The organism is Streptomyces sp. 63XJN7_1_ISO-PGPR-S23-121 (assembly GCF_056173025.1).
In genome coordinates, this window is sequence record NZ_CM149653.1 from 1,309,727 (window position 1) to 1,324,858 (window position 15,132).

12 protein-coding genes are annotated in these 15,132 nt (G+C 76.4%); 4 read left to right on the forward strand and 8 right to left on the reverse strand.

What is annotated here, in order from left to right; genetic code table 11:
* The first annotated feature begins 92 nt into the window (after positions 1 to 92).
* The 3 genes from AC0VYN_RS06130 to AC0VYN_RS06140 are packed head-to-tail and all read left to right on the forward strand — an operon-like array spanning position 93 to position 3,594.
* Complete coding sequence (locus tag AC0VYN_RS06130) at positions 93 to 1,319, forward strand: lycopene cyclase family protein (protein ID WP_475535102.1); 1,227 nt, start codon at positions 93 to 95, stop codon at positions 1,317 to 1,319.
* On the forward strand, positions 1,316 to 2,059 hold the full coding sequence (locus tag AC0VYN_RS06135) for a methyltransferase domain-containing protein (protein WP_475535103.1): 744 nt from the start codon (positions 1,316 to 1,318) through the stop codon (positions 2,057 to 2,059). The genes AC0VYN_RS06130 and AC0VYN_RS06135 overlap by 4 nt, the downstream gene beginning before the upstream one ends.
* Positions 2,056 to 3,594, forward strand: coding sequence for an FAD-dependent oxidoreductase (locus AC0VYN_RS06140; RefSeq protein WP_475535104.1), 1,539 nt, complete (start codon positions 2,056 to 2,058; stop codon positions 3,592 to 3,594). Before AC0VYN_RS06135 ends, AC0VYN_RS06140 begins: the two co-directional genes overlap by 4 nt.
* A gap of 16 nt (positions 3,595 to 3,610) precedes the next feature.
* Here the strand turns inward: AC0VYN_RS06140 and AC0VYN_RS06145 are convergent, their stop codons facing one another.
* The 8 genes from AC0VYN_RS06145 to AC0VYN_RS06180 form a co-directional block, all read right to left on the reverse strand.
* Entirely contained in the window at positions 3,611 to 4,615 is a 1,005-nt protein-coding gene (locus AC0VYN_RS06145) for a Rieske (2Fe-2S) protein (protein ID WP_475535105.1), read from the reverse strand.
* Positions 4,612 to 5,610: a phytoene/squalene synthase family protein gene (locus tag AC0VYN_RS06150; RefSeq protein ID WP_475535106.1), complete on the reverse strand. Its 999-nt coding sequence runs from the start codon at positions 5,608 to 5,610 to the stop codon at positions 4,612 to 4,614. The genes AC0VYN_RS06145 and AC0VYN_RS06150 overlap by 4 nt, the downstream gene beginning before the upstream one ends.
* Complete coding sequence (locus AC0VYN_RS06155; protein ID WP_475535107.1) at positions 5,597 to 7,168, reverse strand: phytoene desaturase; 1,572 nt, start codon at positions 7,166 to 7,168, stop codon at positions 5,597 to 5,599. The genes AC0VYN_RS06150 and AC0VYN_RS06155 overlap by 14 nt, the downstream gene beginning before the upstream one ends.
* Positions 7,165 to 8,307 carry a polyprenyl synthetase family protein gene (locus AC0VYN_RS06160; protein ID WP_475536819.1) on the reverse strand — a complete coding sequence of 381 codons (1,143 nt, stop codon included), beginning with the start codon at positions 8,305 to 8,307 and terminating at the stop codon, positions 7,165 to 7,167. Before AC0VYN_RS06160 ends, AC0VYN_RS06155 begins: the two co-directional genes overlap by 4 nt.
* Before the next feature lie 135 nt (positions 8,308 to 8,442).
* Positions 8,443 to 9,939, reverse strand: a complete 1,497-nt coding sequence (locus AC0VYN_RS06165) for a cryptochrome/photolyase family protein (RefSeq protein ID WP_475536820.1) — start codon at positions 9,937 to 9,939, stop codon at positions 8,443 to 8,445.
* 16 nt (positions 9,940 to 9,955) lie between these two features.
* Positions 9,956 to 11,329, reverse strand: a complete 1,374-nt coding sequence (locus tag AC0VYN_RS06170; protein WP_475535108.1) for a cryptochrome/photolyase family protein — start codon at positions 11,327 to 11,329, stop codon at positions 9,956 to 9,958.
* A gap of 40 nt (positions 11,330 to 11,369) precedes the next feature.
* Complete coding sequence (locus AC0VYN_RS06175) at positions 11,370 to 12,935, reverse strand: SDR family oxidoreductase (protein WP_475535109.1); 1,566 nt, start codon at positions 12,933 to 12,935, stop codon at positions 11,370 to 11,372.
* Positions 12,936 to 13,413: 478 nt separating this feature from the next.
* Positions 13,414 to 14,304 carry an SDR family oxidoreductase gene (locus AC0VYN_RS06180; protein ID WP_475535110.1) on the reverse strand — a complete coding sequence of 297 codons (891 nt, stop codon included), beginning with the start codon at positions 14,302 to 14,304 and terminating at the stop codon, positions 13,414 to 13,416.
* Between the two features lie 158 nt (positions 14,305 to 14,462).
* On the opposite strand from AC0VYN_RS06180, the gene AC0VYN_RS06185 reads away from it, so the two are divergent.
* On the forward strand, positions 14,463 to 15,029 hold the full coding sequence (locus AC0VYN_RS06185) for a DUF4383 domain-containing protein (protein ID WP_475535111.1): 567 nt from the start codon (positions 14,463 to 14,465) through the stop codon (positions 15,027 to 15,029).
* Positions 15,030 to 15,132: the final 103 nt, after the last annotated feature.

Below are 15,132 nucleotides of genomic sequence, written 5' to 3' on the forward strand. Positions count from 1 at the left end.
GCGGTGCCGGCCCCCGCCGGCGCCGCGGACACGGACGCCGGAGCGCCGCGCACCGCCGCTGACGGCTCTGCCGCCGCCGAACGGCGCCCCGGGTGAGCCGGCCCCCCGAGGCCGCCGGAGAACGGTGCGACGTGGCGGTCCTCGGCGGCGGCGCCGCCGGACTCAGCCTCGCCCTCCGGCTGACCGCGTCCGCCTCCCCCCTCACCGTCACCCTCGTGGAGGCCCCCGACGGACCGCTGCGCCCTCCCGAACGGACCTGGTGCTACTGGGACCGCGGCACCGCCGATTTCGACGAGGCGGTCAGCGCGTCCTGGGCCACGCTGCGGGTGCACGGCGCCGACGGCCGCCCGGTCACCGTCCGGCCGTCGCCGCTGACCTACCGCATGCTCCGGTCCACGGACTTCGAGCGGCTGGTCCACACCCGGCTCACCCGCACCCCGGGCGTACGCGTCCTGCGCGCGACGGCCGGCCCGGTGCGCGACACGGCCGACGGCGCGGAGGTGCCCTGCACCGGCACCGACGGCCGGACGCTGTCCCTGCGGGCACGCCACGTCTTCGACTCCCGGCCGGACCCCACGCTTCCGCCCGCCCGCACACGTCTCCTCCAGCACTTCCGCGGCTGGTTCGTGCGCACCCGCACGGATCGCTTCGACCCCGGCGTCGCCGACCTGATGGACTTCCGGGTGCCGCAGCCGCGCCACGGGCTCGCCTTCGGCTACGTCCTCCCCACGGCGCCGGACCGGGCCCTCGTCGAGTACACCGAGTTCTCCCGCACGCCGCTGACCACCGAGGCGTACGAGGCGGCACTGGCGCACTACTGCCGCGACGTCCTGCGGCTCGGCGCGTTCACGGTCGAGTCGGCGGAGCAGGGCGTCATCCCCATGACCGACGCCCGCTTCGCCCGGCGGGTCGGGCCGGCCGTCTTCCGGATCGGCACCGCCGGCGGCGCCACCCGCCCGGCGACCGGCTACACCTTCGCCGCCGTGCAGCGGCAGAGCCGGGCCATCGCCGCCGCCCTGCACGCGGGACGCGCGGACGTCCCCCCTCCGCACGGGCGCCGGGCCCTCGCCATGGACGCCGTGCTGCTGCGGGCCCTGGACACCGGGCGCGTCGACGGCCCCCGCTTCTTCACGGACCTCTTCCGCCGTGTCCCGCCCGAACGCCTGCTGCGCTTCCTCGACGGCGACACGACCCCCTGGGAGGAGTGGGGCATCGGCCTGCGCACCCCCGTCGGGCCCATGCTCCGGACCGCCGTCGAACTGCCCTTCCTGCCACGCCGTCCGCCACCCGCCCCACGAACCGGAGAGAACCCCCGATGACACTGCTGCGCGACCACGAACTGGCACGCGCCTTCGACCACGCCTCCCACACCTACGACCGCCTGACGTCCCTCAACCCCGGCTACCGCACCGACCTGCTGCGCTCGGCACGCCGCCTGCGGCTGCCCCGGGCCGGGGCCGGGATGCACGTGCTGGACCTCGGCTGCGGCACCGGCGCCTCCACCGAGGCCCTGCTGCGGGCCGCGCCGCGCGCCCGGATCACGGCCGTCGACGCCTCCTCCGGGATGCTGCGGCGCGCACTGGCCAAGCCGTGGCCCGACCGCGTGCGGTTCCGGCACCTGACCGCCGAAGAGGCGACGGCCCAGGAGGGCCCGTACGACGCCGTGTTCGCCGCCTACCTGTTCCGCAACGTCACCGACCCGGACGGGGTCCTCGGGGCCGTCCGCTCGCTGTTGCGGCCGGGCGGCCGGCTCGCCGTCCACGAGTACAGCCTCAGCGGCTCCGCCGCCCACCGGGCCCTGTGGACCGCGGTGTGCCACGGCGTGATCATCCCCGCGGGCACGCTGAGCGGCGACCGCGCCCTCTACCGGCACCTGTGGCGCAGCGTCCTCGACTTCGACACCGCCCCCGCCTTCACCGCACGCCTGGCGGGCGCGGGCTTCACCGGCGTACGCGCCGCCCCCGTCGCCGGATGGCAGACCGGCATCGTGCACACTTTCGTGGCCCGCAACGGCAACGGCAACGGCACCGGCGCCCCGGCCGCGGAGGACGCCCGATGACCGCCCGCCGCGGACGCGACCGCAAGGCCGAGATCCTCCAGCCCCCGCCCGGCCGGGCCCGGTTCGCCCCCGGCGACGCGCCCCGCGTCGCCGTGGCGGGCGGGGGCATCGCCGGCCTCGCGGCGGCCACGCTGCTGGCCGAACGGGGCGCCCGCGTCACCCTCTACGAGCGCGAGGAGTCGCTGGGCGGCCGCCTCGCCGGCTGGCGCACCCGGCTCTCCGACGGGTCCCCGGTGACCATGAGCCGCGGTTTCCACGCCTTCTTCCGCCAGTACTACAACCTGCGCGGCCTGCTGCGGCGCACCGACCCCGGCCTCGACCGCCTCCGGCCCCTGCCCGACTACCCGCTGCGGCACAGCGGCGGACTGACCGACAGCTTCGCCCGCGTCCCGCGCACCCCGCCGTTCAGCGCGCTCGGCTTCGTCGCCCTCAGCCCCACCTTCGGCTGGCGCGACCTCGCCGGCATGGACGCCCGCGCGGCACTCCCGCTCCTCGACGTCCGCGTGCCGGAGGTCTACGAGCGCTTCGACGGCACGAGCGCCACGGCGTTCCTGGAACGCGTCCGCTTCCCCGAGGCCGCCCACCACCTGGCCTTCGAGGTGTTCTCCCGCAGCTTCTTCGCCGACCCGCGCGAACTGTCCGCCGCGGAACTGCTGCTGATGTTCCACATCTACTTCCTCGGCTCCGCGGAGGGCCTGCTCTTCGACGTCCCCGCCGAGCCCTTCCCGCAGGCCCTGTGGGAGCCGCTCGGCGACTACCTCCAGCGCCTCGGCGCCGATCTGCGCACCGGCACCCCCGTGCGCGGCGTCCACCCCGACGACGCCGGGGGAGTCCAGGTGCGGACGGACGGCACCCTGGACCGCTACGACGCCGCGGTCCTCGCCCTCGACCCCGGCGCGCTGCGCGGGGTGATCGCCGCGTCGCCCGACCTCGGCACCGAGCCCTGGCGCGACGACGTCGCCGCCCTGACGACCGCCCCGCCCTTCCTCGTCTCCCGGCTCTGGCTCGACCGGCCGGTCTCCGCCCACCGGCCCGGCTTCCTCGGCACCAGCGGCTACGACGGCCTCGACAACATCAGCGTCCTCGACCGCTACGAGGGGGAGGCCGCCCGCTGGGCCGCCCGCACCGGCGGCTCCGTGGTCGAACTGCACGCCTACGCCGTCGCCGCCGGAGCGGCGCCGGAGACCGTGCGGAACCGCCTGATCGCCGCCCTGCACCGGGTGTACCCGGAGACCCGGCGGGCGCGCATCGTGGACGCCCGGCACGAATGGCGCGCCGACTGCCCCTTCTTCCCGGTCGGCTCCCACACGCGGCGGCCCACCGTGGCGACGCCGCACCCGAGGGTGACCCTGGCCGGCGACGCGATCCGCAGCGACCTGCCCGTGGCCCTGATGGAACGCGCGGCCACCACGGGGTTCCTGGCGGCCGGACGGCTCCTCGCGGACTGGGGGGTACGCGGCCAGACGCTGTGGACGGTGCCCCGGGCCGGCCGGTCCGCGGCCCTGCGCGCCCTGAGCGGCATCGGGGGCGGCTGACCACCGCCCCCGGCCCTCACCCGGGGAAGCGGCCCGTACTGCGCAGCGCCCAGCGCCGCTCGGCGTACGCGAGGTCGTCGCGCCACAGCCGCCCGGCGGTCCGCCGCATCAGCGGGCGCAGTGCGGGCGCCGCGGCCCGCGCCAGGGCGAAGCCGCGCCGGTCCGAGGCGGCGACGACCGCCTCGACGACGGCGGTCCGCGGCCGGTCGGCGCCCGCGGCCGTCAGCGGCGTGGCGTGGGTCTCCACCACCGAGGTCCGGCCCTCCCCCTCGGTGATGCGCATGACGACCGTGCGGGGCTCGGGCGCGGTGAACTCCGCCCGCACCGGCACCACCAGGCGGTCCGTCACCCGGAAGGAGACGTCGACGACGAAAGCGTCGTCGTCCTCGCCCCGGGGCGGCCGGGCGACGGTCAGGTCGACGAACGAGTAGGGGTGGAACCACGATCCGTGCCAGGGGTCGAGCCGGTTGGCGACCACGTCCTCGGGCTCGCACCGCCCGACGGCCGTGAAAACGGCGTCCACCCCGCTGACCGCGGCCGGCCGCGCCGGGACCACGGGGCGTTCCGTCGGCTCCTCACCGCCGACCGCGTCCAGCCGGACCCACACCAGCACGCCGTCGTCGTGCACCGGGTAGGGGTCCCAGCCCGCGAACGGGCCGCCGTCCAGACCCAGTCCGTGCCAGTGGCACACCAGCGTCCCGCACACCACCCGGCCGTCCCGCAGCGGCGCACCCAGGTGCGGGCACACGCCCGGGCCCGCGCGCAGCTCCCCGGAGTCCGACCGCCACAGCACGACCTCGGTCCCGCCGACGGTCCTGCCGTACGGGCGGCCCGCGCGCACCTCGCGCGAGGCGCCGACGACGAACCAGTTGCCGGAGGGCCGGGCCGAGGCACGCCCGAGCGCGTCGGCGATCAGCGCCGGCCGGGCCTCCCGCCAGGTCGGCGTCTGCTTCGCCCAGTCCGCCCGGCGGCGTCGCCGCAGCGGCGGTGTCCAGCGGGCCCGGTCCGCCCGGTCACTCATCCCACAGTTCCCTTCGACTCGAGCGGGGCGGCGTCCGGGCCCGGTGCCCGGCGCCCGGTGCGGGCCGCACGCCGGCGCGCGGCGGCGATCTGTACGACGCCGGCCGCCGCCACGGCCGCGCGGCGCCGGCGCGACACCACCGCCCGGCGGTGCAGGACCGTGTACCCCTGGTCCGCGATGGCGTCGAGGATGCCGCCGTAGAGGGTGAACGCCGTGCGGATGCAGGGGCGGGTGCGCGGGTCGAGCATCGGGATGCCCGCCTCGGCGACCCGGTACTCCCGTCTCGTCAGGTCCTCCGCGGCGACGAGGGCCGCCCTGATGCGCGGGTCGGTGCGGCCCGTGCGCCGGCTCCACTCCAGCAGCGGCCGGTCCACGCCGTGGGCGCCGAGCAGGTCCGCCGGCAGGTAGACGCGGCCCCGGTCCAGGTCCTCGCCGACGTCCCGCAGGAAGTTGGTGAGCTGGAAGGCCACCCCGAGGGCGGCCGCGTGCGGGGCGGCCTCCTCGCGGGGGACGACCGTGCCCAGCACGGGCAGCATCTGCAGTCCGATCACCGCGGCCGAGCCGTGCATGTAGCTCCGCAGGTCGGCGTAGGCCGGGTAGTCCGTGACGTGCAGGTCGCTGCGCATCGAGGCAAGGAAGTCCGCGAACAGCGTGTGCTCGATCCCGTACCGCTCGGCGGTGTCGGCCACCGCCCGCACCACCGGTTCGTCGCCCGCACCGGTGCGCAGCCCGTGCGCGAGGTCCCCCTCCAGGGTTTTCAGCAGCCGGTCGCGTTCGGCGGGCGTCCGGTGCCGGTCGAGGTCGTCCACGATGTCGTCCGCCCAGCGGGCGAAGCCGTACAGCGCGTGCACGGCGGGCCGGCGCTCCACCGGCAGCAGGCGCGTGGCCAGGAAGTAGCTCCTGCCGTGGCGGGCGTTGAGCCGCCGGCACTCGGCGTATGCGGCCCGCAGAGCGGGGTCGGTGATGCCTGCGGCGTCCAGTTCACGACGGGTCATGCGTGCCTTCCGCGGTCAGGGACACGGCCCGGGCGCCGCGCGGTGCCGGACGGGTGGGGGCGCGACGGCCGGCGGGAGCCCCGCCGGTCACGCGGGCGGCGGCGAGCTTGCCGCTGATCAGCACCGTCGGCACACCGACACCGGGGGTGGTGCCGCAGCCCGCCAGCACGACGTTCTCCAGGCCGCGCACCAGGTTGCGCGGGCGGAACGGGCCGGTCTGGGCGAAGGTGTGGGACACGGAGAAGGGGCTGCCCGCCGCGTGCCCCTGCGCCGCCCAGTCCAGGGGCGTCACCAGCAGCTCCTCCTGGACACTCGCCGCGAACCCGTCGAGCCCCCGGCGCTCCAGCTCGGCGACCAGGCTGTCGCGGTAGCGCGGACCCAGGTCGCGCCACTCGGCGCCGGAGGGGCCCACGTCGGTGTTCGGGCACGGCGCCAGCACGTAGTGCAGGTGCCTGCCGGGCGGCGCCAGGCCGGGGTCGTGCGTGGTCGGCCGGGTGATCAGCAGGGAGGGGTCGCTCATCAGCCGCCCCGAGCGGGTGAGTTCGTCGAAGGTGCGCTCCCAGGCGGCGCCGAAGGACAGGGTGTGGTGGGCGAGGCCGGGCCAGGTGCGGTCGGTCCCGGCGTGCAGGACGACGGCGGACGGCGAGTGCCGCAGCCGCACCGGGCGCCTGGGGGCGCGCCCCAGCAGGGCGTGCGCGGCGGGCAGCTCGCACGTCAGCACCACGGCGTCGCAGGCGACGCGTTCGCCCGACGCCAGCCGCACCGCACGGACCCGGCCCCCCGACCGCTCCAGCGAGGTCGCCTCCGCCGACCAGCGGAACTCGGCGCCCGCCCCCGCCGCCGCGTCCGCCATCCCGCGGGGCAGCGCGTGCATGCCGCCCTTGGGGAACCAGACGCCGGCCACGGTGTCCATGTAGGCGATCACCGCGTACGCCGCGAGGGCCCTGGCCGGCGCCACCCCGGCGTACAGGGCCTGGAAGGAGAAGACCCGGCGCAGCCGCGGGTCGGAGAGGAAGCGGCCGATGCGCCGGTCCAGCCGTCCGAAACCGCCCAGCGCCGCCAGCCGGGCCAGGTCCGGGTGCAGCAGCTGGAAGGGGGAGTCGAAGTTGGTGTCGATGAACCGCCGCATCTGGGCCCGGTACAGCCGCTCCAGCCAGTCCCGCAGCCCCCGGTAACCGGCCGCCTCCGCCGGTCCCGCGAACCGCTCGACCTCGGCCTCCATCGCCGCGCCGTCGGTGTGGACGTCCAGCGAGCTGCCGTCCGCGAAACCCGCCCGGTAAGCCGGGTGCAGCGGCGTCAGCTCGACGTGGCGGGCGAGGCTGTCGCCCACGGCGGCGAACGCCTCGTCGGCCAGGTCCGGCATGGTCAGGACCGTGGGCCCGGTGTCCACCTCGTAGCCGCCCAGCCGCACCCGGCCCGCCCGGCCGCCCGGCCCGGCGTCCCGTTCGACGACCGTCACGCGGCGGCCGGCACCCAGCAGATGCAGGGCGCAGGCGAGCCCGGAGAGCCCGGCACCCACCACGACGACGTGGTCCGTGGCACCCGGGACGGTCCTCACGCCGCCTCCCCGGTGCGCCGCGGCGCGGTCCCGGCCGCCCGCTCGACCAGGGCCGCGAACTCCCGCCGCACCGACGGCGCGGCACCGGACCGGTCGAAGTGCCGCAGGCTCGCCGCGGCCAGCTCCGTGATCCTCGCCTCGACGACGGCCCGCGCGCCCGTGCGTTCGAGCGCCGCTCGCATCCGGCGCACCGTGTCGTCGGACGCGGCGCGCGCACCGGGGGCGAGCGCGTCCGCGGCCTCCCGGTCGCCGGAGTCCCCGGCGAGCCGGGAGCCGACGGCGAGCAGGCAGGTGAGCTTGCGGGTGCGGAGGTCGTCGTCGGCCGGCTTGCCCGTCTCGGCCGGGTCGCCGAACGCACCCAGGAGGTCGTCGCGGAGCTGGAAGGCGAGGCCGGCACACCGTCCGGCGGAGCGCAGGGCGTCCAGGGCGGCGGTCTCGGCACCGGCCAGGGCCGCGCCCAGGGCCAGCGGCCGCTCGACCGTGTACAGGGCGCTCTTGAGGGTGGCGATGGTCACCGCCTCGTCGACACCGGAGGCGCCCGTGGCCTGCGCGTGGATGTCCCGGTACTGCCCGGCGACCATCTCGGTCCGCATGGCCTGCCACTCGCGGTGCAGCCGCGGGCCGTGCGGCGAGCCGAGGGCCGTCTCCGTCATCAGGTCGTCCGCCCAGGCCAGGGCGAGGTCACCGGCGAGCACGGCCGCGGAGGTCGCGAATGCCTCGGGCGGGCCCGTCATGCGCGCGTCCTCGTGCATGCGGGCGAGGTCCACGTGCACCGCCGGTCCGCCGCGGCGCAGCGGGGACCCGTCCATCACGTCGTCGTGGATGAGCGCGCACGCCTGGACGAGTTCCAGGGCCGCGCCCGTGCGCAGCACCGCCGTGGCGTCCCCCGATCCGCCGGCCGCACGCCACCCGCACCACGCGAACGCCGTGCGCAGCCGCTTCCCGCCCCGCAGCACCAGTGAGGCGACGCGTCCGGCGACATCACGGGCGAACACCGGATCGGTGTCGCGGGCCCGCCCCAGCGCCTCGTCGAGGAGGCGCCCGAGCTCCGCCTCGACGGCCCGGGCCGCGTCGCGGGCCGTGAGCGGACCGTCGACCCTCCCGACCTGTTCGGCCACCGTGGGCCGCAGTCCCAGCATGGACAACCCCTTGTCGCTCTCGATCACCCGCACACCAGTGCTTCGGCTGAGTGCCCCGCTATGGATGCGGCGACTCCTGATCGGCGGGCGGGCCGCCCGGATGACGGTCACTCCACCGGCCCAGCAGCGATTGCCTCATGGCGGTGCGTCACCGCGGGCGCCCTCCTGGCGGCGCACCTCGTCGAGGTCGGCCAGCTGCTCCAGCTGGCGCACCGGCCGGGCGGTGCGGTGGTTGTGGACCAGCCGCTCCCGGTGCCGGTCCAGGAAGGTCCAGTACCCGGCCGTGTAGGGGCAGGCGCGCTCGCCGGTCCGGTCGCCCGGCCGGTAGCGGCACGGCCCGCACAGGTCGCTCATGCGGTGCAGGTAGGCGCCGCCCGACGTGTACGGCTTGGTCGTCGTCCGGCCGCCGTCGGCGTACTGGGACATGCCGACCACGTTGGGCACCATGACCCAGTCGTAGCCGTCCACGAAGCAGCGGTGGAACCAGTCCGTGACCGCGGCGGGGTCCCAGCCCCGCTGGAGCGCGTGGCTGCCGAGGACCATCAGCCGGGGGATGTGGTGGGTCCACCCCGTGTCCCGCACCTGGGCCAGCACCGTGCGCAGGCAGTTCGCCCGCACCGCGTCCGCGTCCAGCTCGTCCCACCAGGCGGGCAGCGGGGCGGTGTGCCCGAGGGCGTTGGAGCGGCGGTAGTCCTCGCCGAAGTACCAGTAGAGCTGCCACACGTACTCGCGCCAGCCGGCGATCTGCCGGACGAACCCCTCCACGCTGTTCAGGGGCGCCCGGCCGGCGCGCCACTCCGCCTCCGCCCGCCCGACGCACTCCGCGGGGTCGAGCAGGCCGAGGTTGAGCGAGGACGACAGCAGGCTGTGGCTCGTCACCGGGTCGGCGGCGAGCACGGCGTCCTCGTAGGGGCCGAAGGTCGCCAGCCGGCGGGTGAGGAACCTCTTGAGCGCCGCCCGCGCCTCGGCGCGGCTCGCGGGGAAGGCGCGCGGCCCGTCCCGGCCCACGAAGGACACGTCGCCGTCGCGCTCCCAGCGGTCCAGGTCGTGGCGCACCTCGTCGTCGATCCCGTCCTCGCGCGGCCGGTAGGGCGGCGGGACGTCGAGGACGGGGGCGTCGCGCGGCGGGGGCTGCCGGTTGTCGTGGTCCAGGTTCCACCGGCCCCCGGCCGGGGCGTCGCCGTCCATCAGCAGGTCGTGGCCCCGGCGCACCCACCGGTAGAAGTCCTCCTGCCGCAGCCGCCCGCCGCCGTGCCCGCCCGCCCAGGCCGCGAAGTCCCCCATCGGCACCAGGAACCCCCGCGCGGGTCCCACCCGCACCCCGGGCAGCGAGCGCACCAGCCGCGCCGCGGCGTACGAGGTCGGGTGGTGGACGGTGACCGTCCGGCCGCCCGCGGCCCGCTCCAGCCCCTCCCGGTAGGTGCCGGCGCGGACGTAGCTCACCCGGTCGCCCAGCTCGGCCGCCCGGTGCCGCATGGCCGACAGCACCAGGTGCGCCTTGGCCCGGTGGAAGCGGCGGCGCCGGAACACCGACCGCGCCTCGATCATCAGCAGCGGCGTGTCCCGTCCCGGCCCCGCCTCGCCGGGGGTGAGGAAGTGGGGACCGAGCTGGTCGCCGAAGAGCCAGTGCACGGCGCGTCCGCCCTTCTCAGTCACGGCCGCGGGCGTGCCTGAAGCGCGCCAGCCCCTCGGCCAGGTCGATCAGCGGCCCGGGGTAGTCGAGGCCGGCGCGCCGGTCCTCGGGCAGCCGCCAGGGTTCGTGGACGAACCGGTCCTCCACGTCGCGCAGTTCCGGCACCCAGCGGCGCACGTAGGTCCCGCGCGGGTCGAACCGCCTGCCCTGCACGACCGGGTTGAGGACGCGGTGCGGCCGGGTGTCCGTGCCGGTGCCGGCCGCCCACTGCCAGTTGAGCTGGTTGTTGACGATGTCGCCGTCGACCAGCAGGTCGAGGAAGTGCCGGGCGCCGATCCGCCAGTCCACGTACAGCGTCTTGGTCAGGAAGCTCGCGACCAGCAGCCGCGCCCGGTTGTGCATCCAGCCCTCGTGCAGCAGCTGACGCATCGCCGCGTCGACGACCGGATAGCCCGTACGGCCCTCCCGCCAGGCGGCGACGTCCTCGGCCGCCTGCTCCTCGCTCCGCCACCGGTCGCCGCGGGTGCGGTAGTCCCGGACGGACGCGTCGGGCCGTGCCGCCAGCACCTGGTGGTGGAAGTCCCGCCAGCACAGCTGCCGCACGAACGCCTCCGCCCCGGGGCCGCCGTCCGCGCGGGCGCGCCGCACGAGTTCCACCGGGGACAGGGCGCCGAAGTGCAGGTACGGCGACAGGCGCGAGGTCCCGTCGGCGGCGAGCTCGTCGTGTCGCTCCTCGTACCGGGACATCCCCGACCGGGCCCACCGGGAGAACGCCTGCCGGCCCGCCTCCTCGCCTCCCGCGGGAAGCCCAGGGGACAGCCCGGAGAGCGCCTCGCGGGACGGCAGCGGCTCACCCCGCACCTCCTCGGGCACGCGCACGGTGCGCGGCGCCGGGCACGTGTCCCGCAGCCGCTCGGCGGACCAGCGGCGGAAGTAGGGGCTGAACACCGCGTAGTGGTCGGAGCCGGAGGGCGTGACCCGCCCGGGCGGGAGGGCGGTGGTCACCGCGTCGTGCACGTGCAGGTCCACCCCGCGGGCACCGAGGTGCTCGCGCAGCCGCTCCTCCCGGCGCTGCCCGTAGCCCGTCGCCGAGGCGGCCACGTGGACCTGCGCGGCCCCGCACTCGGCCGCCACCGCGGCGGCCTCCCGGGCGACCGGGCCGCTGCGCACGACCAGCCGGCCGCCCCGGCGCCGCAGCGAGGCGTCCAGATCCGCCAGGCAGTCGGCCAGGAAGGCGCTGCGGTTGGGCGCGTCGAACCCGGCGGCGTGCACGCCCGGGTCCCGGACGAAGAGCGGCACCACCTCGTCGGCCGCCGCCAGCGCGGCGCGCAGCGGCGGATGGTCGTGCAGGCGCAGATCGGAGGTGAACAGGACGACCGCGCGGGTCATGACGTCGCTCCTCGGGGAGATTGGGGCGGCTGCGTGCGCATCAGTGACGGGCGTTCCTCACCAGCCGGTGGCGCCCGGCGCGCGGTGCCCGGCCGCGGGCGCTCATGCCCTTGGCGGCGGCGTGCGCGATGTTGCGCGCCATCCCGCCGAACACGACGGCGTGGAACGGTGAGACGCTCCACCAGTACGCGTGCCCGAACAGTCCCCGGGGATGGAACAGCGCCCGCTGGCGGTACCGGGTGCGGCCGTCGGCGTCCGTCTCGGCGTACATCTCCAGCCAGGCGAGTCCGGGCAGCCGCATCTCGGCCCGCAGCCGCAGCAGACGGCCCGGCTCGATCTCCTCGACGCGCCAGAAGTCCAGCGAGTCACCGACCCGCAGCCGCTCGGCGTCACGTCGTCCGCGGCGCAGGCCGACCCCGCCGACGAACCGGTCCAGCCAGCCCCGGACCGCCCAGGCCAGCGGGAAGGAGTACCAGCCGTTGTCGCCGCCGATGCCCTCGATGACCTTCCAAAGCGCGGCGCGGGACGCGTCGACGGGCAGTTCCCGGTCGTCCTGGTAGAGGCTGCCGCCGGCCCAGTCCGGGTCGGTGGGCAGCGGGTCGCTGGGCGCGCCGGGCACGGACGCGGACGACCAGCGGGTGTCCACCTGGGCGTCCCGGACCTTGCGCAGCGCCAGGGCCAGGGCCTCGTCGAAGGGCAGCGGCCGGCCCGGCGGGTCGGGGACGTACCGGGCGATGTCGTGCTCGTAACAGACCACCTCGTGGCGCAGCGACTCGGTCAGCGGCCGGGCGATGGAGGCGGGCACCGGGGTGACGAGACCGACCCAGTGGCTCGACAGCCGCGGGGTGAGGACCGGCACCGGCACGATGATCCGCCGCTTCAGCCCGGCGACGACGGCGTAGCGGCGCATCATCTCCCGGTACGTCAGGACGTCCGGCCCGCCGATGTCGAAGGCCCGGTCGACGTCGGCCGGCATGGCCGCCGAGCCGACGAGGTAGCGCAGCACGTCGCGGACGCCGATCGGCTGGGTCCGCGTGTGCACCCAGCTCGGGGTCACCATCACGGGCAGGCGCTCGGTCAGGTAGCGCAGCATCTCGAACGAGGCCGACCCCGAGCCGATGACGACCGCCGCCCGCAGCACCGTGGCGGGCACCGGACCGTCGAGGAAGATGCGCCCCACCTCCGCCCTGGAGCGCAGGTGCGGGGAGAGGGAGTGCTCGGGCACCCCCCGCGGGGTGAGTCCGCCGAGGTAGACGATCCGCCGTACGCCGGCGGCGTGCGCCTGCTCGGCGAAGATCCGGGCGGCGCGGCGGTCCGTGTCCTCGAAGTCGGAGCCGGTGCCGAGCGCGTGCACCAGGTAGTAGGCGACGTCCACGCCGCGCATGGCCTCGGCGACGGAGTCGGCGTCCGTGACGTCTCCGCGCACCGTCTCGGCGTCCGGCGCCCAGGCGTGGTCGCGGAGCTTGCCGGGGGAGCGGGCCAGGCAGCGGACCCGGTGGCCGGCCCGCAGCAGTTCCGGCACCAGCCGCCCGCCGATGTAGCCGGAGGCTCCGGTGACCAGGCAGCGCAGCCGTTCGCCGGGCTGCTGTCCGTCAGTGGCTGCCACGGGTGCTCCTCTCGCGGGTGCGGTGCGATCCGCCCGTCGGTCCGATCATGGCCGCGCGCGGGCGGCCCCGCCTGTCGCGCTCACGCGCCCGGCGGCGCCTGGCGGCGGGCGAAGGCCGTCCGGCCGGGCCGCCGGCCGCCGCGGGTGCGGGCGGGCCGGCCCGGTGGCCGCCGGTTCCGTCCGACTGCTCCGCACGGGCGAACCCGACCGGGCACCACCCGGAAGGCGCCCGGCCCGCTCCCGGTCCGGGCATCCCCGCCGCGGGCGCGTACGGCCCGCCCCGCCGCGACCGCCGGACGGCCGCGGGGACCGCGGGCCCTGCGGGAGCGGTCCTTCTCGCCGTGGCGTGCATGCGGTTCTCCTGCCGAAGGCGTCGGACGGCGCCGGCCGTCCACACCACCACTTCGCCGCCGCCCGCCCCGGCGGATGCACCCTCCGTCCCCTGCGGCGCGTTCCGGGCGACGGGGGCCTCGGGGTCCTAGTCCCGCCCGGAGCGGGAGGCCGCACGGCCGTTCCGGGCGCCGGTGCCGAGCATCCCCGTCGCCCGGAACGGCTCGGCGGCGTCCAGGCGGGGCAGTTCGTGCCGCGACAGCATCGTCACCACCGAGGGCATCGCGGCGCGCACGAGCTGGCCCGCCCGCAGCCAGCGGGGTACGTACACCGACGGGCGGCGCCGTTCGGCCGCGGTGACCAGCCGGCCCGCCACGTACTCGACGGGGTACACCCTGCGCGCCGGCGGCGGCATGTGCCCGCGCAGCTCGCGCAGCACCGGATGCGCGTCGGCATCCCGGACCATGTCGGTGTCGGTCCAGTTGATGTAGGCGATGCCGACGCCCACGCGCCGGTGGGCCACCTCGGCCCGCAGCGACTGGGCGAACGACTCGGCACCGGCCTTCGAGGCGCAGTACGCGCTCATCATCGGGGCGGCGCCGATGGAGGCGAGCGAGGCGACCTGGAGGAAGTACCCGCACGTGTCGAACAGGTCCCCCATGAAGGAGCGGGCGGTCGCGGCACTGCCCACCAGGTTCACCTCGACGACCCGGCGCCACACCGCGGGATCGGACTCGGCGAACGGACCGCCCTCGGCCACCCCCGCGTTGGCGACCACCACGGACGCGGGCCCGAGCCGCGCCCGGATGTCCGCGGCCGCCAGGGCCATGCCCCGGTCGTCCGTGACGTCGACCTCCCAGCACCCGCCGGCCCCCGGCAGCGACTCCTGGACCGGCCGCAGCGTCCGCTCCTCACGCCCGAGCAGCGCGACCCTCGCCCCGCGCGCGGACAGCTCCCGCGCCATCGCGGCCCCCAGACCGCGCGCCGCCCCGGTCACGACGGCGGTCCTCCCGCGCAACGGACTCCCGCTGACCGGCATCACGACGGCTCCTCTCCAGGGGCGGCGTCCGTCCCGCTCAGCGTAAGCAGAGGTACGCCCGAGGGCATGCGGGGGCGACACCACCCCAGAAAAACGACACATCACTCCGTACAGCCGCAATCCGCATCCACCGGGACGGCGGCGGACGAAAGACGGTCATGAAGCTGCGAGACGAACTCCCGGTCGACCACCACCTGGCGACCGTCCACCGCTACGGAGCCGCCTTCTGCGGCCTGGTCCTGCTGACCTTCGCCGCCCTCGGCCTCGCCGACGCCCTCAGCCCCTTCGACACGTCCGGCGACACGATCGCCGGCATGACCACCAACGTGGCTCTCAGCGTCATCTCGGCGGTCGTGGGCCTCGCCCTCCTCGTCGGCGCCGCCGTCGGCGGCAACTTCGCCTCCACCCTGAACATGACGGTGGGCGGACTGTTCGTGCTGAGCGGTTTCGCCCACCTCCTCGTCCTGGACCGCGACGCCAACATCCTGGACTTCGGCATGACCAACGTGATCTTCAGCTTCGTCATGGGGCTGCTCATCGCGACCTTCGGCATGTACGGCCGGGTGTCCGGCAGGCTTCCCGACGACAACCCCTACCGTCGCCGCCGGTACGCGCGGCGAGCGGCCCGGGAGACGGACCCCGCCGCACCGCCGCCCGTACGGCCCGCCCTGCTCGCCCCCGGTGAGCAGCCGGAAGCCTCCGATGGAGGCAGGGCACTGCGCTGACGGACCGGCCCGACGGCGACCCGTGCGCATCGGCCCGGGGGTACCGGCCGTGCCCGCGGGCACGAGGGGCGGACCCGGCCGAGTCCGAACGGGTGGCGGCGGG